Origin of the sequence: Mycolicibacterium vulneris (genome assembly GCF_002104765.1) — a bacterium.
Classification (GTDB): domain Bacteria; phylum Actinomycetota; class Actinomycetes; order Mycobacteriales; family Mycobacteriaceae; genus Mycobacterium; species Mycobacterium vulneris.
The window spans coordinates 302,904-322,673 of record NZ_NCXM01000001.1 but is presented as its reverse complement, the minus strand read 5'-3'; the positions used below and the strand labels follow the sequence as shown (position 1 = coordinate 322,673).

Here is a 19,770-nt window from a genome sequence, read left to right as displayed (position 1 = left end):
AACGGTTGGCAGCAATTGGGTCTCGACGCGAATCCGCGGGCGCGGGCCGAGGCAACCCGAAATGACTTGTGCGGTACGGGATCCCGGCCGGAGTCGTGGCGGGTCAACGACCCGTGTCACGGCTCCGGCCGGTCACCTGTTGATCTTCGCTATGCGAAGGTTTATGTCGAGCAAAAAGCCGCGAATTGTGCTTGCGGCTCGCTCGGTTACCGCACGGCTAGGTGCAGGTCAACGCCGGCCCGCAGTCGATAGTCAGCGGAATATCGCAGGCTGACGTCATGGATGCCGCGAAAGCGAGCACCAAGGCGAGAACGATTTTGCTGGTACGACGTGACATAAGAACCCCCTTCGTCTGGGAGAGGACTGTCTGATGCCCGACGTGGAGGAGCTTACGCGGTCAATGACTCGTAGATAACGGATTTCGCGAATAACGCGGCCCGATGCGTCGAACGGACTCTTCGAGATCGCCGACGGCATGCGATCGACTCGGCGCGAATGGAATTGCAGCAACATTTAGTGCCGCGCAGGATCGGAAATATCCCGCGCGGCTATGTTGGCGCGGCTATATTGGGACGCTATTTTCGCGCTGTTCGGCGGCGATGTGCGCCAGCCGGATATGAATTCAAATCGGCGCCTAAATCGGCCGTGGCTACGGCGTGGCGAAACCGTCAACCCGGCAACCGGTTTGACCGGCCGTTCGGTGACACCTGAGGTCGGTCTAGAACGGCCATGCGTTGGCGTCGCCCTTGTACTTGGCGTTCAGGTCGCTGCAGAAGTCGGCGGCGGTACCGGCGAGCAGGATGTAATAGGTCTCGCCACGGCGGCTTTCGTAGGAGGTGGGGGTGGTCCAGCCGTTGTCGCACATCGCGGCTTCGCCGCCGGCCGCCGTCCTGCGCCAGTTGGTCTTGGCGCAGGCGACCAGGCTGTCGACGTTCGGGGTAGTGCTCTTGGCCGCGACCAACATCGCGCCGCCCCACTGCCCGTCGTTGCGCCGATAGGCGCGGGCGCCGAATCCGGCGTTGTTGGTCTGGCAGGTCAACGCCCGGCGCAGCAACGAGAAGGGACCCGCGAGCTGCTGGTTGGCGGCCCCGGCCGCGGCCGTGATGAATTGCACCGCATCCGAGCCGTCCACCTCCTGGACCGCGTTGGGGTTGCCAAAGCTGAAGAGCTGCTGCGAGATTCCCTGCGCGTCGGTCGAGCCGCCGCCGATGATCGGCCCAGCGCCGCTGGAGGTCATCGCGGGCAGCGTGGAATCGGCGCCCGCCGCGGGCATCCCGGCGGCGGCACCCAGGACCAGCAGCGCGACCATGCTGCGAATCGGGCGGGCGGTGATTCTCATGGTCCTTATTTCAGCACGTCCGCGTACTCTGCGCGGCGCTCGTCGGCAATCAGCCCGGCCAGCACGTGGCGGGTCTGCAGCGCGATGTACCGATCGATGCTGTAGATCGGCCCGAAGTGCCAGTGCTTGAGCGCCCAGCCGTGGGCGAGCAGCATGATGTCGAACACGGTGAGGTCGACGTCGACGCGGCGAAAGACGCCCTGGGCGATGCCGGCCTCGATCACCGCGTGCAGCGGTGCGGCGGTGGCGATTTCGAGGTCCTTGATCTGGGTGCGTCCCGGCGACCCGAGGGTGCGGCTCTCCCGGTAGGTCAGCACAACGCCGTCGAGATTCTCGTCGACGATCTCGATGTAACGGCGCATGCCCGCGGTCAACTGGTCGACGACGTCGTCGCCGGCGGCCGAGATCACCGGTGCCAGCTGATCGCGGAACACGTCCAGGATTCGCACGATCGTTGCGAGCAGTAGGTCCTCCTTGCGGCCGAAGTACTTGTAGATCAGGCCGACGCTGACCTTGGCCTCGGTGGCGAGATCCTGCATGGACATCTGGTGAAAGCCGTTGCGGCCCATCACCTTGACCGCGGCGTCGAGCACCTGACGGCGCCGCGAGCCGGCCCGGGCCGCGCGCACCGCCTCCTCGACGGGCAGCTCGCTGTAATCGGTGACCATCACACCCTCAGATGCCCAGGTCCTTGGCGATGATCGTCTTCATGATCTCGTTGGTGCCGCCGTAGATGGTCTGAATGCGGGCGTCGACGAAGGCCCGCGCCACGCTGTATTCGCGCATGTAGCCGTATCCGCCGTGCAGCTGCAGGCAGCGGTCGGCGGTGCGCACCTGCAGATCGGTGGTCCACCACTTCAGCCGGGCGGCGCGAGCGGCGGTGAGCTCACCCTCCAGGTGTTCGGCCAGGCAGTCGTCGAGATAGGTACGGGCGATGTCGATTTCGGTCGCCAGCTCGGCGAGCACGAATTGACTGTTCTGGAAGCTGGCGATCGGTGAGCCGAACGCCGTGCGGTCACGCACGTAGGCGAGGGTTTCGGCCAGGATGCCTTCGGCGGCGGCCACCGCCCCCACCCCGAGCGCGAGCCGCTCCTGGGGCAGGTTTTTCATCAGCTGGTAGAAGCCCTTGCCTTCTTCCTCGAGCAGATTGGCCTTCGGCACCCGCATATCGGTGAAGGTGAGCTCGCTGGTGTCCTGGGCGTGCAGGCCGATCTTCTCCAGGTTGCGGCCGCGGGAGAAGCCGGGCGTGGCGGGGTCGACGACCAGCAGCGACAGCCCGTGGTGGCGGTCCGGCGAGGTTCGCACCGCGACGACGAAGAGGTCGCCGATCTGTCCGTTGGAGATGAACGTCTTGGCGCCGTTGACGACGTAGTCGTCACCGTCGGGCACCGCCGTCGTGCGGATTCCGGCCAGATCGCTGCCGGTGCCGGGCTCGGTCATCGCGATGGCGAGCACCGTCTCGCCGGTGACCACGCCGGCCAGCCAGCGCTGTTGCTGCTCCGGCGTGGTCAGATCGGTGAGATAGGGCAGCACCACGTCGTTTTGCAGCGTGAAGGCGATGGCCTCGGCGGCCGCACCCGCCCGTTGCAGCTCGTCGATCACGATCGCGTTGTAGCGGAAGTCGCACACGCCGGGGCCGCCGAGATGCTCGGGCACCGAGAAGCCCAACAGCCCGAGTTTGCCCGCCTCGACGAACAGCGAGCGATCGCACTGGCCGTCCCGTTCCCAATTCTCGTGATTGGGCACCACCGTGTGTTGCACGAAATCGCGTACCAGGTCCCGGAACTGGTGATGCTCGGGCGTGTACTGCAGGCGTGTGGCCACCGGTGCTCCTATGTCAGCGGAAGGCGTCGCTGCCGGTGAACGCCTGGCCAAGGACGAGCTGATGCATCTCCGGCGTGCCCTCGTACGTCAGCACCGATTCCAGGTTGACCATGTGCCGGATGACGGGGTATTCCAGGGATATTCCGTTGCCGCCCAGTATGGTTCGCGCGGTCCGGCAGATCTTGATCGCCTCACGGGTGTTGTTGAGCTTGCCGAAGCTGACTTGCTCGGGACGCAACCCGACGCTGTCCTTCAGGCGACCCAGGTGCAGCGAGAGCAACTGACCCTTGTGCAGCTCGACGGCCATGTCGACGAGCTTGGCCTGGGTCAGCTGGAAGCCGGCGATGGGGCGGCCGAACTGGGTGCGTTGCGTCGAGTAATCCAGCGCGGCCTGCCAGGCCGATCGGGCCGCCCCCATGGAGCCCCAGATGATTCCGTAGCGGGCCTCGGACAGGCAGGACAGCGGCCCGCGCAGCCCCTTGGCCTCGGGCAGCATCGCGTCGGCGGGGACCCGCACGTCGTCGAGCACCAGCTCACTGGTGATCGAGGCCCGCAGCGACAGCTTGTGGTGAATCGTGTTGGCGGAAAACCCCGGTGTCTTGGTGGGCACTAGGAATCCCCGAATGCCTTGGATGTCCCCGTCGTCGGTGGCGGCCCAGACCACCGCGACGTCGGCGACCGAGCCATTGGTGATCCACAACTTGCGACCGTTGAGCACCCAGTCCGAACCATCCTGGCGCGCACGGGTTTTCATCGCGGCCGGATCGGAGCCGACGTCAGGTTCGGTCAGCCCGAAGCAGCCGAGCAGCTCACCGGTGGCCATGCCGGGCAGCCATTCCTGCTTCTGCTCCTCGGACCCGAAATTCCAGATCGCGAACATGGCCAGCGACCCCTGCACCGAGACCATCGAGCGCAGGCCGGAGTCGGCCGCCTCCAGCTCCACGCAGGCCAGCCCGTAGTGCACGGCGGAGGCGCCGCCGCAGCCGTACCCGTCCAGGTGCATGCCCAGCAGGCCGAGTTGGCCGAATCCCTTGGCCAGTTCGCGAACCGGCAGGTCACCGATTTCGAACCACTCCGCGACGTGCGGCAGGACGTGCTCGGCGCAGAATTCCCGCACGGTGTCGCGTACCGCGATCTCGTCGCTGGATAGCGAGGCGTCGAGGCCGAGCGGGTCGTCGCGGTCGAAGGCGGGTGGCGTCTTAGTACTCATAGGATCAGCCTGCCATCGTCGGGTCGGCGGTCACCACCGCCATATCGCCTGTGAATGACCATTCATTCCCGACGAATCTAGGTTCACCGCGGCTGCGCGGTCAAGGATCGCGCCGCGTCCCGGTAGTCTGCCTGCATGCTTAGGCTCCAGCGGCCGGCCTGGCTCGCGGTGGACGTCATCGGTGTGCTGGTGTTCTGCGCCGTGGGGCGCCGCAGCCACGACGAAGGCCTCGATGTCACCGGCATCGCCGTGACGGCATGGCCTTTTCTCACCGGCACCGTGGTCGGCTGGCTGATCTCGCGGGGGTGGCGGCGGCCGACCGCCGTGGTGCCGACCGGGGTCGTCGTGTGGTTGTCCACCGTGGTCGTCGGCATGCTGTTGCGCAAGGCGAGCTCCGCGGGTGTGGCGGCGAGTTTCGTGGTCGTGGCGACGACGGTCACGGCGCTGTTGTTGCTGGGCTGGCGGGTGGCCGCAGGGCTGGCCCTGCGGCGTCGCTCCGGCGTCTGAGGCGACCATGACGCAGACGGCCGACGTGGCGGTGACCGCAACCTTCGGAGCGGCCGCGCGGGCGGTGGCCACCAACAAGGGCCTGCTGAACGATCCGTTCGCCGAGCCGCTGTTGTGCGCCGTCGGGATCGACTACCTCACCCGGGCGATCAAGGACCACGTGTTCGCAGAAGACGACGGCGACGACCCGGTGATGACGGCTTTGATGGAGACGCTGGCGGCGCACACCCGGTTCGTCGACGAATTCCTGGCCGACGCCGGCCGGACGGGCATTCGGCAGGTGGTGATCCTGGCGTCGGGTCTGGACACCCGGCCGTACCGGCTGTGGTGGCCGCCGGGGACCACGGTCTATGAGGTCGATCAACCGCAGGTGCTCGACTTCAAATCCGAAGTCTTGCGCGGGCTGGACGCCCGATTGTCCACCCACCGGTGTGCAATCGGCGTTGACCTGCACCAGGATTGGCCCGCGGCGCTGCGTCGCGTCGGGTTCGACGCCGCCCAGCCGACGGCCTGGGTCGCCGAGCAGCTCCTCGTCGGGTACCTACCACCCGACGAGCACCATCGGTTGCTGAACGGCGTCACCGCGGCAAGCGCAGCGGGTAGCCGGTTCACCGCCGATCACATGCCGACCTGGAATCCGTTGCAGCTCGGGGCCGAACGCGCCTTCGTCGACGGTTGGCGGCAGCGCGGCCTTGACGTCGACCTGGCCAGCCTGACCTATCCCGGCGAATACCATTACGTGCCAGAGTATTTGGCGTCCAACGGCTGGGAAACGGCCGGGCGCAGCATCACCGAGCTGCTCGGTGCGATCGGGCTGGGCAGGCGGCGGCGGACCGGGCCCGGCGACTCGGAGTTCATCCCGGAATACGTCACAGCGACGCGCGTTTGAGTGTTGGTGATGCCGGAATCAAGCCCGCCGCACGACCAGCTGCAGTTCGTGCCGGCGACTCACGACGACCCGCTGGCGCAACCGTTGCTGGCCGAACTGGCCGTCGAGTATGCGCAGCGCTACGGTGGCACGCCGAGCACCCACCTGACCTGGCTGCCCGTGCCTGCGGCCGAGCTGGCGCCGCCGGACGGCGGCCTGCTGATCGGCGTCGTGGACGGCGTGCCGGTGACCGGCGGCGCGTTTCGCCGCTACGACGCCGACACCGCGGAGCTCAAGCGGATCTGGACGGACGGAGCTCACCGGCGCCGCGGCTACGCCAGGGCGCTGCTGGCGGCGCTGGAGGCCGAGACCCTGGCCCGCGGGTATCGGCGGCTCTACCTGATCACCGGCAATCGGCAGCCCGAGGCCGAGGCGCTCTATGACGCGACCGGGTATACCCGGATAGCGCCGGACCCGCTGCCGTCGTGGGGCCCGTTCCTGCCGATCGCATTCGAGAAGTGGCTGATCTGAGATCGCCGAGGTCGGCCTGCTCGCCTTGGCCGGTTGAGTGTGAATCGTCGACTTTCAGTGTGAATTCTTGGTGGCGACACGCCGACAACACCCGCCATACGTTCACACTGAAGACCAAGGATTCACACTCAAAGCCGTGAGTTCACAGTCGGTTTCGCCGGAACGGCTCGTGGCCGCCGGATGATGTCACTGGGCCAGCGAGATGGCGCGTGCGGTCGCTTCCCGGATGGGGCCGCGCCACACGTCGCCGTGCCCGGGCAACAAGACCTCGGTGTCCAGTAGGGCCAGCGCGTCCAGACTGCGCAGCGAATTCTCCTGGCTGTGGCTGAACACCGCAGGCAGCAGCTGCGGCCCACCGCGGCGCAGGAGCGGGTGCCCGGTGATCAGCGCGTCGCCGCTGACCAGCACGCCGTCCACCACGTACGAGCAGTGCCCGCTGGTGTGCCCGGGGGTGAACACCGCACTGGGGTGGCCCGGCAGGCCGGCGGCCAACTCGGGGGTCAGCGGCCGGGTGGACGGGATGCCGGCGCGAATCAGGCCGCCGCTGCGCAACACGTGCAGACCCCAGGCCGCCCAGCGTGGCCGCCAAATGCGCAGGGCTACATCGAAAACCGACGCCTGTTCCAGGTACTCCCGCTTGGCGTGGCCCACCTCCTCGGCATGGCAGTACACGTCAGTGCCGTATTCGCTGGCGAGCCAGATCGCCGAGCCCAGGTGGTCGATGTGGGCGTGGGTGAGCAGGACGGCGCGCACGTCGCCGGGGCCGTAGCTCAGCTCCCGCAGCGACGACAGCACGTCCTCGCGGTCGCCGGGATATCCGGCGTCGATCAGCAGCACGCCGGTGCCGTCGACGACCAGCGTCCAGTTAACCGCCTCGCCCTGGGCGAGGTACACCGTGTCGGTCACTTGAACGAGAGTCGGCGCCATGCCCATGCCCGCGAGTCTAGGAGCGGCGCGAGGAGCGATCGCAAGCGCGGCGCAGCCCGGGCGCGGCGGGTCGCGACCATCAAGACAGGAGTAGAAAGAACGGGTGGCTGAACTGAAACTCGGATACAAAGCGTCCGCTGAACAATTTGCACCGCGCGAGCTCGTAGAACTCGCTGTCGCCGCCGAAGGGCACGGCATGGACAGCGCCACCGTCAGTGACCACTTCCAGCCCTGGCGGCACGAGGGCGGACACGCCCCGTTCTCGCTCGCCTGGATGACCGCCGTCGGCGAGCGCACCAAGAGGCTGGTGCTGGGCACCTCGGTGCTCACCCCGACCTTCCGCTACAACCCCGCCGTGATCGCCCAGGCGTTCGCCACGATGGGCTGCCTCTACCCGGACCGTATCTTCCTCGGCGTGGGCACCGGCGAGTCGCTCAACGAGATCGCCACCGGCTACCAGGGCGAGTGGCCGGAGTTCAAGGAACGCTACGCGCGGCTGCGCGAAGCGGTGCGGCTGATGCGCGAGCTGTGGCTGGGCGACCGGGTCGACTTCGAGGGCGAGTACTACAAGACCAAGGGCGCCTCGATCTACGACGTGCCCGAGGGCGGCATCCCGATCTACATCGCCGCGGGTGGCCCGCAGATGGCCAAGTACGCGGGTCGGGCCGGCGACGGTTTCATCTGCACCTCCGGCAAGGGCGAGGAGCTGTATAAGGACAAGCTGATGCCCGCCATGAAGGAGGGCGCCGAGGCCGCGGGCAAGAACCCCGATGACGTCGACCGGATGATCGAAATCAAAATCTCCTACGACACCGACCCGGACCTGGCGCTGGAGAACACCCGGTTCTGGGCGCCCCTGTCGCTGACGGCCGAGCAGAAGACCAACATCCACGACCCCATCGAGATGGAGAAGGCGGCCGACGCGCTGCCGATCGAGCAGGTCGCCAAGCGCTGGATCGTGGCGTCCGATCCCGACGAGGCCGTCGAGAAGGTCGGTCAGTACGTGAAGTGGGGCCTCAACCACTTGGTGTTCCACGCACCCGGTCACGACCAACGCCGGTTCTTGGAGCTCTTCGAAAAGGACCTGGCGCCGCGGCTGCGGCGGCTGGCCTGAGGGGCGGGCGAATGGTCTCCGCCCTATCAGTTCAGTGACAGCGATCTACATCGCCGCTCCCGAGCCGGAGACCGGCAAGTCGACCATCGCGCTCGGACTGCTGCACCGGTTGACCGCAACGGTCGCGAAAGTCGGTGTGTTCCGGCCCATTACGCGCTCAGACGGCGACGAGCGCGACTATATCCTGGAACTGCTCCTGACGCGGACCACCGCGGGCCTGTCGTATGAGCAGTGCCTCGGCGTCACCTATCAACAGCTGCACGCCGACGGTGACGCCGCCCTCGCCGGCATCGTCGACGCCTATCACGCGGTGGCCGAGGCGTGCGACGTCGTGGTGATCGTCGGCAGCGACTACACCGACGTGACGCGGCCCGCGGAACTTTCCACCAACGCGCGCATCGCGGTCAACCTCGGTGCGCCCCTGCTGCTGACGGTCAGCGGTAAGGGGCGCACGGCCGCCGAGATCGCCAGCGTCATCGATGTCTGCCTGGCCGAGCTGGACGCCCAGCACGCCCACACCGCGGCGGTGGTGGCCAACCGATGTGATCCGACCGGGCTGACCGATATCGCAGCTGCCCTGCGCCGATTCGCCCAGCGCAGCTACGTGCTGCCCGAGGAGCCACTGCTGTCGGCGCCGACGGTGGCCGAGCTGGAAAAGGCGGTCGGCGCAACGCCGGTCAGCGGCGAAGAGTCGCTGCGCGAACGCGAGGTCACCGGCGTGCTGGTCGCCGGGATGACCGCCGACCACGTGCTGGAACGGCTGCGCGACGGCATGGCGGTCATCACGCCCGGCGACCGCTCGGACGTGGTGCTCGCCGTCGCCAGTGCCCATGCGGCGGAAGGTTTTCCGTCGTTGTCGTGCATCGTGCTCAACGGGGATTTTCAGCTGCATCCGTCCATCGCCGCCCTGGTCGCCGGACTTCGGCTGCGGCTACCGATCGTCGCCACCGCACTGGGCACCTACGACACCGCCAGCGCGGCGGCGTCCGCGCGGGGAAGGGTCACGGCGACCTCGCTGCGCAAGATCGACACCGCGCTGGAGCTGATGGACCGCTACGTCGACATCACCGATCTGCTTGCGCAGCTCGCCATTCCGATTCCCACCGTCACCACGCCGCAGATGTTCATTCACCAGCTGACGCTGCAGGCACGTGCGGATCGCAAGCACATCGTGCTTCCCGAAGGCGACGACGACCGGATCCTGAGGTCCGCCGGACGGGTGCTGCAGCGCCGCGTCGCCGACCTGACCATCCTGGGCGACGAGGCCCGCATCCGCCAGCGTGCGGGAGAACTCGGGGTGGAGCTGAGTGACGCCACGGTGATCGATCCGCGCGAAAGCCGGCTGCGCTACGAGTTCGCCGACCAGTACGCCGAGTTGCGCAAGGCGAAGGGCGTCACCGTCGAGCAGGCCCGCGAGGTCATGCGCGACAGCACGTACTTCGGCACCATGCTGGTGCACAACTCCCATGTCGACGGCATGGTGTCCGGCGCCGCGCACACCACCGCGCACACCGTTCGGCCCGCGTTCGAGATCATCAAGACTGTCCCGGACGTCTCGACGGTGTCCAGCATCTTCTTGATGTGCCTGCCCGATCGGGTGCTGGCGTACGGCGACTGCGCGATCATCCCGAACCCGACGCCCGAGCAGCTGGCTGACATTGCGATCTCGTCGGCGCGCACCGCCGCGCGGTTCGGCATCGAACCGCGGGTGGCGATGCTGTCGTACTCGACCGGCGAGTCGGGTACCGGCGCGGACGTCGACAAGGTCAGGAGGGCAACCGAATTGGTGCGGAAGCGCAACCCCGACCTGCCGGTCGAGGGACCCATCCAGTACGACGCCGCGATCGAACCGTCGGTCGCGGCGACCAAACTGCGCGACTCGCCCGTGGCCGGCCGCGCCACCGTGCTGATCTTCCCCGACCTCAACACCGGCAACAACACTTACAAGGCGGTGCAGCGCAGCGCCGGCGCGCTTGCCATCGGGCCCGTGCTGCAGGGCCTTCGCAAGCCGGTGAACGACCTGTCCAGGGGGGCGCTGGTCGAAGACATCGTCAACACCGTGGCCATCACGGCGATCCAGGCGCAGGGGTAGCCGTGGCGGACAGCAGCGACACGCGCCTGGTACTGGTGATCAACTGCGGCTCGTCATCCCTGAAATACCAAGTACTCGAACCGGATTCGGGTGCCGCGCGGGCGACGGGCCTCGTCGAGCGGATCGGAGAGGAGTCCTCGTCGGTTCCGGACCACGACGCCGCGCTGCGCCACGCGTTCGACACGCTAGCCGACGACGGTATCGACCTGCAGGCGAACGGCATCGTCGCGGTGGGCCATCGGGTGGTGCACGGCGGCAACACCTTCTATCAACCCACCCTGCTGGACGACGCGGTGATTGGCAGGCTGCAGGAATTGTCGGAGTTGGCGCCGCTGCACAACCCGGCCGCGCTCAAGGGAATTGAGGTCGCGCGAAAACTGCTGCCCGATATCGCGCACATCGCGGTGTTCGACACCGGATTCTTCCACGACCTGCCGCCCGCGGCGGCGACCTATGCCATCGATCGCGACCTGGCGCAGCAGTATAAGATCCGCCGGTACGGGTTCCACGGCACGTCGCACCGCTACGTCAGCGAGCAGGCCGCGGCGTTTCTGGACCGATCGGTCAAAGACCTGAAACAGATTGTGCTGCACCTGGGTAACGGCTGCTCCGCCTCGGCCATCGCCGGTACGCGGCCGCTGGACACCTCGATGGGCTTGACGCCGCTGGAAGGTCTGGTGATGGGCACCCGCAGCGGCGACATCGACCCGAGCATCGTCGCCTATCTGAGCCACAGGGCCAAGATGGGAGCCGATGACGTCGAGTCCATGCTCAATGAGCGATCCGGGGTGTTGGGGCTGTCAGGTGAGCGGGACTTCCGCCGGCTGCGGACGATGATCGAATCCGGCGACGAGTCAGCGCAATTGGCGTACAGCGTCTTCACCCATCGGTTACGCAAGTACATCGGCGCCTACCTGGCGGTGCTCGGGCACACCGATGTCATCAGCTTCACCGCCGGGATCGGCGAGAACGACCCGGCGGTACGCCGCGACGCGGTGGCCGGCATGGAGGAACTGGGCATCGTGCTCGATGAGCGCCGCAACCTCGGCTGCGGCAAGGGTGCGCGCCACATTTCCGCCGACGATTCACCGATCGCCGTGCTGGTGGTCCCGACGAACGAAGAGCTGGCCATCGCCCGTGACTGCGTGAACGTGCTAGGCGGATAGGAAGCCGAGGCTGTTTCGTCCGGAGCCGACCGAGGGCGCGGGATCGGTCCCGACCGTTCGCGCCAGCAGCTCGGCGTAGATGTCACGAAAGTCGATGGTGTACTTCAGGTCTCCGTTGTCGAGGTCGGTGAGGCTGGGTTGCTCGCCGTAGAACCCGCCGTTGACCGGAGCGCCCGCGATGAAGACGGGACCGGCCGTGCCGTGGTCGGTGCCCTGCGAGGCGTTGGCTCGCACCCGGCGCCCGAATTCCGAGTACGCCAGCAGCACCACGTCGCGGCCGGCCATCTCCCGGACGAACGCGGTCACCGCCTCGTCGAATGTCTGCAGGAGACGCTGCTGGGTCCCGCGCTCGCCCGCGTGGGTGTCGAAGCCGCCCAATTGCACCGTGTATACCTGCGTGGGGACGCGGGCCTTGATGGCCTGGGCAACCATGCTCAGCTGGACGGACAGTGAATTGTGCTCCTTAGCAGCGGTTTTCACCGATCCGAAGGCAGCGTCGGCCGTGCGCGCGGCGCGGTAGGCCTTGCACACCGCGGCCATTGCCGGCGTGTCGTCGGGGTCGTCGTTGCCCAGCGCGGCCATCACCGCGTCGAATTTCTCCGCCTTGCCCGGCCCGCCGCCCGGCGAAAGCGCCGCGGCCGTGCACTTGGCGCCGACGGCCAGCGGGGGCAGCACCGCCCCGATGTTGACCGCCCGCAGCGGATCGGCGCCGGTGGCGTCGAGCCAGCGGCCGATCCAGCCCGTCGACACCGGCTCGGCCGGTGACGCCGTCTGCCAGATGTCCATCGACCGGAAGTGGCTGTGGTCGGGCTTCGGGTAGCCCGCGCCGCGCACGATGGCGAGCCGCCGCTGGTTCCACAGCCCCGCCAGTCCCTTCATCGCCGGATTGAGCCCGAGTTGCTGATCGAGGTGCAGGACATCGCCCGGGGCGTAGGCGAGTTCGGGCCGGGCGTCGTGATAGGTGTTGTCCGCGTAGGGGATCACGGTGTTGATCCCGTCGTTGCCGCCGTAGAGCGTGGCGATCACCAGGACGCCCGCGCCGTCGGCCAGCGGCCGGTCCCGTGCCGCGCGCATCAGGTCCGGCCAGCTGACCGCCACGGTTGCGGAAAGCAGGCCGGCTGCGCCGGCGCCCGCGCTGGCGATCAGGAATCGGCGACGGTTCATCTCGGGCATGGCTGATCTCGCTAGGACGTCAGGTATTCGGGAGTGTTGACGGCGGCCGCGACCAACTGCGCCGGTTGGCGCACCAGCGGCCGCAGCGCGTGGGTGGTGCGGTCCGACCAGGAGCCGACGCCGATCAGATAGCCGACCGCGTCGACGCGGTCATCGGCGGCGGTGCCCTCGATGCCGGAAAGGTCACCGGCGTGCGCCAGTTCGGTCGCGGCGCGCAGGCGGGCCCCGGCGCTGGCGGTCGACAGCCACACCTGGCCGCTGGGCCAGCCCCCGACGCTGGGCGGATAGAACGGGCGCTGACCCAGTGTGCGCAAGGTCGCATCGATCATCTTCCGGCGCTTGGGGTCGTTGACCGGCACCCGCAGGGTCCGGATGACGCCGACGAGCCATTCGGCCGGGGTGTTGACCACCGCGGCGCGGCTGCCGGTGAACTCGTCGTCGGTGAGGATCGCCCTTGTCAGCCCGCGGAGGTCGCGGTTGGGGCCGTACGCGGCGACCAGCCGGTCGAGCACCGGTGGCGGCGCCGGATCGTCGGACGCCAGTTGCCGCCACAGCCGTCCCGCGACGTATTCGGCCGACTTGGGTTGCGCCAGCACGGTGTCGCAGAAGCCGGCGGCGTCGAAGTCGCGGCTCTGCCCGAACAGCGTCTTGGCGCTCGCGTCATGGCGTTTGGGGGCCATCGAGGTCTTGCCGCCGGCGCCGATCACCCATCCCGTCAGGGCCCGCGCCCCGTTGCGCACGTCGCTCTCGGTGTAGCCGTTACCGTGTCCCAACGCGAACAGCTCCATGAACTCGCGGGCCAGGTTTTCGTTGGGCGCCTTGGCGGTACTGCTCTGGGCGTCCAGCCAGCGCAGCATCGCGGCATCGGTCAGCATCGCATACGCCAGGGCGCGAAAATCACCCAGCGAGCCCGCGCGCAGTTTCTGGTTCTGCGCGGCCATATACGCAGCGACTCGCACCTTCTGCGCCGACGTGGCGAAGTGGTTGTGCCACAACAGGGTCAGCTTTTCGTGTAGTGGCTGCCGTACGTCGACCATGCGACGTATCCACCAATCCGACAGCTCGCCCAGCTGTTCGGTGACCTGCTGGTTGTACTGCTTGCGCGCGGCGGGCGTGGCGCGCTTGCCCGGCGGGCTCGGCGGGGCCAGTGCGGGCATCGGCGTCGCGACCGCGCCGGGGTCGGCGTCGGGATCGGTGGCCAGCATCGCGTCCACGTGGCCGGGCCAGTCCCGGCCGACGGCGGCGTCGACCTCGGGTCCGCTCACCCCGAACCCGGCCCGGCGCAGCATCCGGGCCGTGGTCAGCCACTGTCTGGACTGCCCCGCCATGCATCAACTATGCCGAACCCTTCTTGAGATTTCCTTGCGACGCCTGTGTATGCAGGTGCACGCGATGCGGCGCACGCGTGCGACCCTGCGCGGCATGAAAGATGCTCCGCTGATCGGCAGCGAGGAGCTGGCGTCCGGCCGGCTGAGTCGCCATCGGCTTCGGGCGGCCTACCGGCCGATTTTTCCGAACGTCTACGTGTCCGCGCACGTCGAGCCGTCCCTGCGGGTGCGCACCCGCGCGGCGTGGTTGTGGTCGGGACGAAGGGCGGTCATCGGGGGAGCGGCCGCGGCGGCGCTGCATGGCGCGCGGTGGATCCCCGACGATGTTCCGGTCGAGCTGATACACACCAACACCCGCCCACCGGACGGGGTGCTGACGCGCCGCGAAACGCTGGGTGTCGGCGAGACGCAGCTGTGCGACGGGCTCGCGGTCACCACACCGGAGCGAACGGCGTTCGACATCGGCCGCCGCGGGGCGGTCCGCTCGGCGGTCGTTCGGCTCGACGCGCTCGCCCGCGCAACGGGTTTCAAGGTCGACGACGTGGTGCGGATCACCAAGGCACACCCATGCACGCCCGGGCTGCGGCGACTGGAGGCCGCGCTCGACTTGGTCGACCCTGGCGCGCAGTCACCGCGGGAAAGCTATCTGCGGCTGTTTCTCATCGACGCCGGCCTGCCCCGGCCGCAGACCCAGATTCCCGTGTTTGGGGCCGACGGCCTTCCGGTCGCCTACCTCGACCTGGGTTGGCCGCGGTCGATGGTCGCGGTGGAGTACGACGGCGACCAACATCGCAGCGACCGAAGGCAATACGTCAAAGACATTCGTCGCATGGAGATGCTCGAGGAGTTGGGCTGGACCGTCGTCCGGGTCGTCGCCGAGGACCGGCCGGCCGGCATCGTGCGCCGGGTGCGCGCGGCGCTGGCGAAATCGACTGTGAATCCCCGGCTTTGAATGTGAACCCAGGGCGGGGTTTGTCGGCGTGTCGCCGCCCGGTGTTCACACTCAAAGCCGGCGAATTCACACTCGCCGGAAAAAGAGGCCCCGGGGTGGCCGCCGGGCCCAGACGCGAAACCCTAGAACGTACTGGTGGGCCGGACCCGGTTCGCCATGTCGACCAGCGCGTAGCGGTGCCGCTGGGTCGGGGCGACGCGGGCCAGATTGCGCAGCGACGCCTCGACGCCCAGCCGCAAACCGTGTTCGGTGAAGGGGAATCCGAGGATGTGGTTGGTGCTCGCCTTGTTGTCTTCCAGCCAGTCCATCGCACAGCCCAGCACCAGCGCGCGGATCTGCAGCACGCGGGGCTCGGTGGGCGGCAGCGCCTCCACCCGCCGGGCCGCGTCACGGATGTCCTCTTCGGTGATCTCGCTCTTGGTCCGGCCGGACAGCAGCGTCACCGCGCTGGTCAGCCGGGCGGTGGTGAAGTGCCGGGAGGTGGCCGGCACCTCGTCCAGCGTGCGCACCGCGGCGGCCCGATCCCCTTGGGCGGACAGCGTCCTGGCCAACCCGAACGCGGCAGAGATCACGCCGTCGTTGGTCTTCCACACCGTCTCGTAGAACCTGTGGTCGTCGACGTCGCCGGCCAGTTCGGCGGTAGCGGCCAGCGCCAGCTTGGGCGCCAGTTCGCCGGGGAACGTGTCCAGCACTTCGACGAAATGCATTGTGGCCGAATCGTAGTCGCCGGTGAGCAGCTCGGCGACGGCCTTGTACCACACCAATCGCCATTGCCAGCCGACCCGCTCGGCCAGGTCGTCGAGCTTGCGGGTGGCCTTGGCCACATCGCCGAGATCCAGCAGCGCGCGGACCTCCATCAGCGGCAACTCCACCGACTCGGACACCTCGACCCCGTCGGCGTCCAGCGTCCCGTGCCGGGCCGCGCGCAGCGAGTCCAGCGTTTGCACCGGCTGGGACAACACGGTCGCCTGCAGCACGGGAGCGGCGACATCGGCCGGATCGACCAGCGGAACCTGCAGTGCGGTAACGATTTCGCGGGCGGTCAGCTTCTCCGAGTGGACCTGACCGTCCAGGTACACGTCGGTGTGGGCGACCAGCAGGTCCACCCCGAACGTCGAGCGGCTGGGGCTGAAGATGGTCGACAGCCCGGGCCGCGGCACCCCGCTGTCGTGGGCGACAACCTCGCGCAGCACACCCATCAACTGGGCGGACATCTCCTCGGTGCTGCCGAACCGGCGCCGCGGGTCGGGGTCGGTGGCGCGGCGCAACAACCGGCGGAAGGAGTCGTAGGTGGTCAACACCGGGTCGTGCTCGGGCAGGCCGTCGACGTAGCGGCCGTTGCGCGTTTGCAGGTTCAGCGTGAGCGCGGCCAGCGTACGGCCCACCGTGTAGATGTCGGTGGCGACCGTCGGGCCGGTCCGCACAATCTCGGGCGCCTGGAAACCAGGTGTGCCATACAGGTATCCGAACGAATTGATCCGCGACACCGCGCCCAGGTCGATCAGCTTGAGCTGCTCTTCGGTGAGCATGATGTTCTCCGGCTTCAGGTCGTTGTAGACCAGGCCGATGGAGTGCAGATAGCTCAGCGCGGGCAGGATCTCCAGCAGATAGGCGACGGCCTCTGCGACAGGTAGCTTCTCACCCTTCCCGTGCCTGAGCGGCTGACCGCCGACGTACTCCATGACGATGAGGCCGACCGGATTTCCGTGCTGGTCGACGTGCTCGACGAAGTTGAAGATCTGCACGATCTGCGGGTGGACCACCTCGGCCAAAAACTGTCGTTCGGCCATCGCGATCGCCTGCGCCTCGGCGTCGCCGGAGTGCACCAAGCCCTTGAGCACCACCGGCCGGTCGTTGACGTTGTGGTCGACCGCCAGATACACCCAGCCCAGGCCGCCGTGCGCGATGCAGCCCTTGACCTCGTACTGATTGGCGACGATATCGCCCGGATTGAGTTGCGGCAGGAACGAATACGGGCTGCCACAGGACGGGCACCAACCCTCCGATGTGCCCTTGGCCTTCTTGCTGGACCGCCCGACGGGTTTTCCGCAGTTCCAGCAAAAGCGCTTAGACTCCGGCACCACGGGATTGGTCATCAGGGCTTCGCGTGGATCGATGTCCCGTCCGCGCGGGATCTCGACCAGGCCGCCGCCGAGCTGCCGGACCGCCGGCAGCGATCGCGTCGCCGACGTCATGCGGTCCTGCGAATCGGTGTCTAGAGCTCCCAGCGAGATGTGCGGAAAGTCATCGTCATCGTCGTCGTCGAAGTCGGGACGGAACAGCGCCTGGGTGGCCTGCAGCCGCCCGGTCGCCGCGCCGCCGGTCTGGACGTCGGCCGGCTGGGTGCCCGGGGCCACGTCTTCCGAGCCGGATTCCGGCTGCTCGGATTGCTTATCCGGCTCGGCCATCAATCCAGATACCTCGGTATGGGCGGGGCCGGCGCGGGCCCCAGCACCGTCAACCACTTGCGGTACAACGTATTCCACGTGCCGTCGCGGCGGATCCGTTCCAGGGTTCCGTTGACGAACCGCACCAATCCGGTGTTGTTCAGATTGACCCCGATGCCGTAGGGCTGGGTGGCCATGTTCGGCCCGACGATGTGCAGGTAGGGGTCCTCTTCGACCAGCCCGGCCAGGATCGAATCATCCGTGCTGACCGCGTCGATCTCGCGCTGCTGCATCGCCACCAGGCAGTCGGCCCAGTTGACTACCGACACCACCACCGGTGGCGGGTCGATCTGCAGGATGCGGTGCAGCGAAGTCGTGCCCTTGGCCACGCAGACCCGCTTGCCGGACAGGTCGGCGACCTTGACGATCGACGAGTCGCGCGGGGCCAGGATGCGCTGGTTGGCGTCGAGGTAGACGGTCGAGAAGTTGACCTGCTTGCGCCGGTCGCAGGTGATGGTCATGGTCTTGACCACGACGTCGACCTCGGAGCGCTGCAGCGCGGTGACCCGTTCGTCCGACGACAGGATCCGGTATTCGACGTGGGACGGCGCCCCGAAGATGTCGCGCGCGATCTCGCCGGCGATGTCGACGTCGAAACCGCTGATCTCACCGGTGATCGGATCGCGGAAGCTGAACAGGTTGCTGCCGATGTCGAGCCCGACGATCAACCTGCCCCGGGCCCGGATGTCGGCGACCGCGGCGTCCGCCTCCGCCTTGGTGGCGAAGGGCCGCAGGCTAGCCGTCAGATCGCAATTCTGGTTCGGGCCGTCGGGCGGCAGCGGCGGCTGGGGCGGCAGCTGCTCCATGCCGACCGGTGTCGGCGGCGGCAACGTCGGCACGCTGGCCACCTGCAGCGATTCAGTGTGTCCGCAACCCGCCAGCACCATCGCGGCGGCGGCCACGGCGCAGACCCGGCGAAGCAGGGGCAGGCGGATCATTATCGATACTCTTTCAGCCTCGGCCACAGGCCCAGCGCCACCGCGATCGCGGCGCCCAGGCTGAGCACCACGCCACCCACCTGGGCTCCGGACAGCCCGCTGCGCGCGTTGATGACGTCGTTGCGCAGGTGGATGCGGCCTTGGTCCATGGCCTTGACCAGCTCGTCTTCCAGCTTGTCGAACGCCGGGGTGGAGTCGTCTTCGCTGCTGCCCAGCGCCACCTGGGTGGCGGCCCGGTAGTTACCGACCGAGATGTACGAGGTGATCCGATCGTTGGCCTGCCGCCAGCGCAGCAGCAGCTGATCGGCGCCTTCCAGGTCCGGCTTGTCCACGGCGTCGCTGCGCGACATGTACTGGTCGAGCTGGCGGTGCATGGAATCGAGGCGCTGATAGAACGACTGCTTGCGCTTCTCCTCGTCGCCGCGACGGATCAATGACAGCGTCTCGTCGGCGCGCGCCTGCTGGGCGGTGATCGCGACGTTGGTGACGGTCTTGAGGGATTCCGCGGCAGTGTCCTTCGCGCTACGACTGGCCGCCGTAGAAATGGTCAGCGCAGTTCCAACCCAAACCACCATGACGAGAATAGCGAGTGCACCCACCACCAGGCCTGGGTTGATTCGGCGCCGCGTGCGCCGCGCCAGCCAGCGGTGTGAGAACGCGCCGAAGATCACGGTGGCGCCGACCACCGTGATGACCGGCGCCGGGATCTGCGTTGACGCGGTGGTCTCTGCGTCCACCCGCTCCGACGTCGCCTGATACAACTTGGCCGCGTCGGGCAGGATCGTCGATTGCATCAACCCCGACGCCTCCGACAGGTACGACGACCCGACCGGGTTGCCCTCCCGGTTGTTGGTCCGGGCGATTTCGATGAGCCCGGTGTAGACGGCCAGCTCGGCGTTGATCCGGCCCAGCAGCTGCACCAGCGGCTCGTCGGTGAGGCCGCTCGAGGCACGGGTCACCGCGACGGACGCGTCGGTGATCGCCTGCTCGTAGCGCTGGCGAACCGGCTGCGGCTCGGCCTCGGCGATGAACGCGGTGGCCGCGGCGGCATCGGCGACCGACAGCGTGGTGTAGAGCCGGCCGGCGGCGAACGACAGCGGCTCGGTGTGGTTGAGCACGGTGGTGAGCACCTGCTGCCGGTGGTTGATGGTGGTCGAGGTGGCGAAAGCGCTTATCCCGCCGAGCGCGGCCAGCACGATCCCGATGGTCAAGATGCGGCCCGGCGTCGTCGAGATGAACCACCAGCGTGGATGAGCCGGTTCGGCCGGTGACCGCGATCCCTGCGGCTCGGTCGACGGGTGCGCGAGCTCAACCGTCACGTCTTATCAGCCCTCATCTCTCGGCCATTTCGTTT

At 67.9% G+C, this 19,770-nt stretch carries 17 protein-coding genes; 7 read left to right on the top strand and 10 right to left on the bottom strand.

Annotated features, from left to right (window positions below; genetic code table 11):
• Positions 1 to 718 precede the first annotated feature (718 nt).
• From B8W69_RS01560 to B8W69_RS01545, 4 genes are read right to left on the bottom strand one after another with little or no spacing between them, the layout of a single operon-like run.
• Complete coding sequence (locus tag B8W69_RS01560; protein WP_085288193.1) at positions 719 to 1,339, bottom strand: hypothetical protein; 621 nt, start codon at positions 1,337 to 1,339, stop codon at positions 719 to 721.
• Positions 1,340 to 1,344: 5 nt separating this feature from the next.
• Entirely contained in the window at positions 1,345 to 2,007 is a 663-nt protein-coding gene (locus B8W69_RS01555; RefSeq protein WP_085288191.1) for a TetR/AcrR family transcriptional regulator, read from the bottom strand.
• A 7-nt stretch (positions 2,008 to 2,014) separates the two neighbouring features.
• Complete coding sequence (locus B8W69_RS01550; protein WP_085288190.1) at positions 2,015 to 3,163, bottom strand: acyl-CoA dehydrogenase family protein; 1,149 nt, start codon at positions 3,161 to 3,163, stop codon at positions 2,015 to 2,017.
• Positions 3,164 to 3,176: 13 nt separating this feature from the next.
• The gene (locus tag B8W69_RS01545) at positions 3,177 to 4,373 is read right to left on the bottom strand and encodes an acyl-CoA dehydrogenase family protein (protein ID WP_085288188.1); all 1,197 of its coding nucleotides are present in this window, start codon (positions 4,371 to 4,373) and stop codon (positions 3,177 to 3,179) included.
• Between the two features lie 135 nt (positions 4,374 to 4,508).
• Between B8W69_RS01545 and B8W69_RS01540 the strand changes: the two genes are divergently transcribed.
• From B8W69_RS01540 to B8W69_RS01530, 3 genes are read left to right on the top strand one after another with little or no spacing between them, the layout of a single operon-like run.
• A complete protein-coding gene (locus tag B8W69_RS01540; RefSeq protein WP_085288187.1) occupies positions 4,509 to 4,880 on the top strand; it encodes a DUF3054 domain-containing protein in 372 nt (123 codons plus the stop codon).
• A 7-nt stretch (positions 4,881 to 4,887) separates the two neighbouring features.
• Entirely contained in the window at positions 4,888 to 5,769 is an 882-nt protein-coding gene (locus tag B8W69_RS01535; RefSeq protein WP_085288185.1) for a class I SAM-dependent methyltransferase, read from the top strand.
• A gap of 6 nt (positions 5,770 to 5,775) precedes the next feature.
• Positions 5,776 to 6,279 (top strand): GNAT family N-acetyltransferase, encoded by a 504-nt coding sequence (locus tag B8W69_RS01530; protein ID WP_085288332.1) that lies wholly within the window; start codon positions 5,776 to 5,778, stop codon positions 6,277 to 6,279.
• Positions 6,280 to 6,465: 186 nt separating this feature from the next.
• Here the strand turns inward: B8W69_RS01530 and B8W69_RS01525 are convergent, their stop codons facing one another.
• A complete protein-coding gene (locus B8W69_RS01525; protein WP_085288184.1) occupies positions 6,466 to 7,212 on the bottom strand; it encodes an MBL fold metallo-hydrolase in 747 nt (248 codons plus the stop codon).
• Positions 7,213 to 7,309: 97 nt separating this feature from the next.
• Here B8W69_RS01525 and fgd point away from each other — a divergent pair, with 97 nt between their 5' ends.
• Genes fgd through B8W69_RS01510 form a run of 3 tightly spaced genes read left to right on the top strand, consistent with a single transcriptional unit; the run spans position 7,310 to position 11,578 of the window.
• Positions 7,310 to 8,320: a glucose-6-phosphate dehydrogenase (coenzyme-F420) gene (fgd, locus tag B8W69_RS01520; protein WP_085288183.1), complete on the top strand. Its 1,011-nt coding sequence runs from the start codon at positions 7,310 to 7,312 to the stop codon at positions 8,318 to 8,320.
• A gap of 25 nt (positions 8,321 to 8,345) precedes the next feature.
• Positions 8,346 to 10,412, top strand: a complete 2,067-nt coding sequence (gene pta / locus B8W69_RS01515) for a phosphate acetyltransferase (protein WP_085288181.1) — start codon at positions 8,346 to 8,348, stop codon at positions 10,410 to 10,412.
• A 2-nt stretch (positions 10,413 to 10,414) separates the two neighbouring features.
• On the top strand, positions 10,415 to 11,578 hold the full coding sequence (locus tag B8W69_RS01510) for an acetate kinase (RefSeq protein WP_085288180.1): 1,164 nt from the start codon (positions 10,415 to 10,417) through the stop codon (positions 11,576 to 11,578).
• On the opposite strand, the gene B8W69_RS01505 is transcribed toward B8W69_RS01510, so the two are convergent.
• On the bottom strand, positions 11,567 to 12,751 hold the full coding sequence (locus B8W69_RS01505; RefSeq protein ID WP_085288179.1) for a DUF1501 domain-containing protein: 1,185 nt from the start codon (positions 12,749 to 12,751) through the stop codon (positions 11,567 to 11,569). The two genes, B8W69_RS01510 and B8W69_RS01505, sit on opposite strands and share 12 nt — an antisense overlap.
• An 11-nt stretch (positions 12,752 to 12,762) precedes the next feature.
• Positions 12,763 to 14,079: a DUF1800 domain-containing protein gene (locus B8W69_RS01500; RefSeq protein WP_085288178.1), complete on the bottom strand. Its 1,317-nt coding sequence runs from the start codon at positions 14,077 to 14,079 to the stop codon at positions 12,763 to 12,765.
• A 94-nt stretch (positions 14,080 to 14,173) separates the two neighbouring features.
• On the opposite strand from B8W69_RS01500, the gene B8W69_RS01495 reads away from it, so the two are divergent.
• Positions 14,174 to 15,031 carry an endonuclease domain-containing protein gene (locus B8W69_RS01495; RefSeq protein WP_085288331.1) on the top strand — a complete coding sequence of 286 codons (858 nt, stop codon included), beginning with the start codon at positions 14,174 to 14,176 and terminating at the stop codon, positions 15,029 to 15,031.
• Positions 15,032 to 15,153: 122 nt separating this feature from the next.
• Here B8W69_RS01495 and B8W69_RS01490 read toward each other — a convergent pair whose 3' ends face one another.
• Genes B8W69_RS01490 through glnX form a run of 3 tightly spaced genes read right to left on the bottom strand, consistent with a single transcriptional unit; the run spans position 15,154 to position 19,735 of the window.
• Complete coding sequence (locus B8W69_RS01490; RefSeq protein WP_085288177.1) at positions 15,154 to 17,439, bottom strand: serine/threonine-protein kinase PknG; 2,286 nt, start codon at positions 17,437 to 17,439, stop codon at positions 15,154 to 15,156.
• Positions 17,439 to 18,416: a glutamate ABC transporter substrate-binding protein gene (locus B8W69_RS01485; protein WP_085288176.1), complete on the bottom strand. Its 978-nt coding sequence runs from the start codon at positions 18,414 to 18,416 to the stop codon at positions 17,439 to 17,441. The genes B8W69_RS01490 and B8W69_RS01485 overlap by 1 nt, the downstream gene beginning before the upstream one ends.
• The gene (glnX, locus tag B8W69_RS01480; RefSeq protein ID WP_085288175.1) at positions 18,416 to 19,735 is read right to left on the bottom strand and encodes a protein kinase G-activating protein GlnX; all 1,320 of its coding nucleotides are present in this window, start codon (positions 19,733 to 19,735) and stop codon (positions 18,416 to 18,418) included. The genes B8W69_RS01485 and glnX overlap by 1 nt, the downstream gene beginning before the upstream one ends.
• Positions 19,736 to 19,770: the final 35 nt, after the last annotated feature.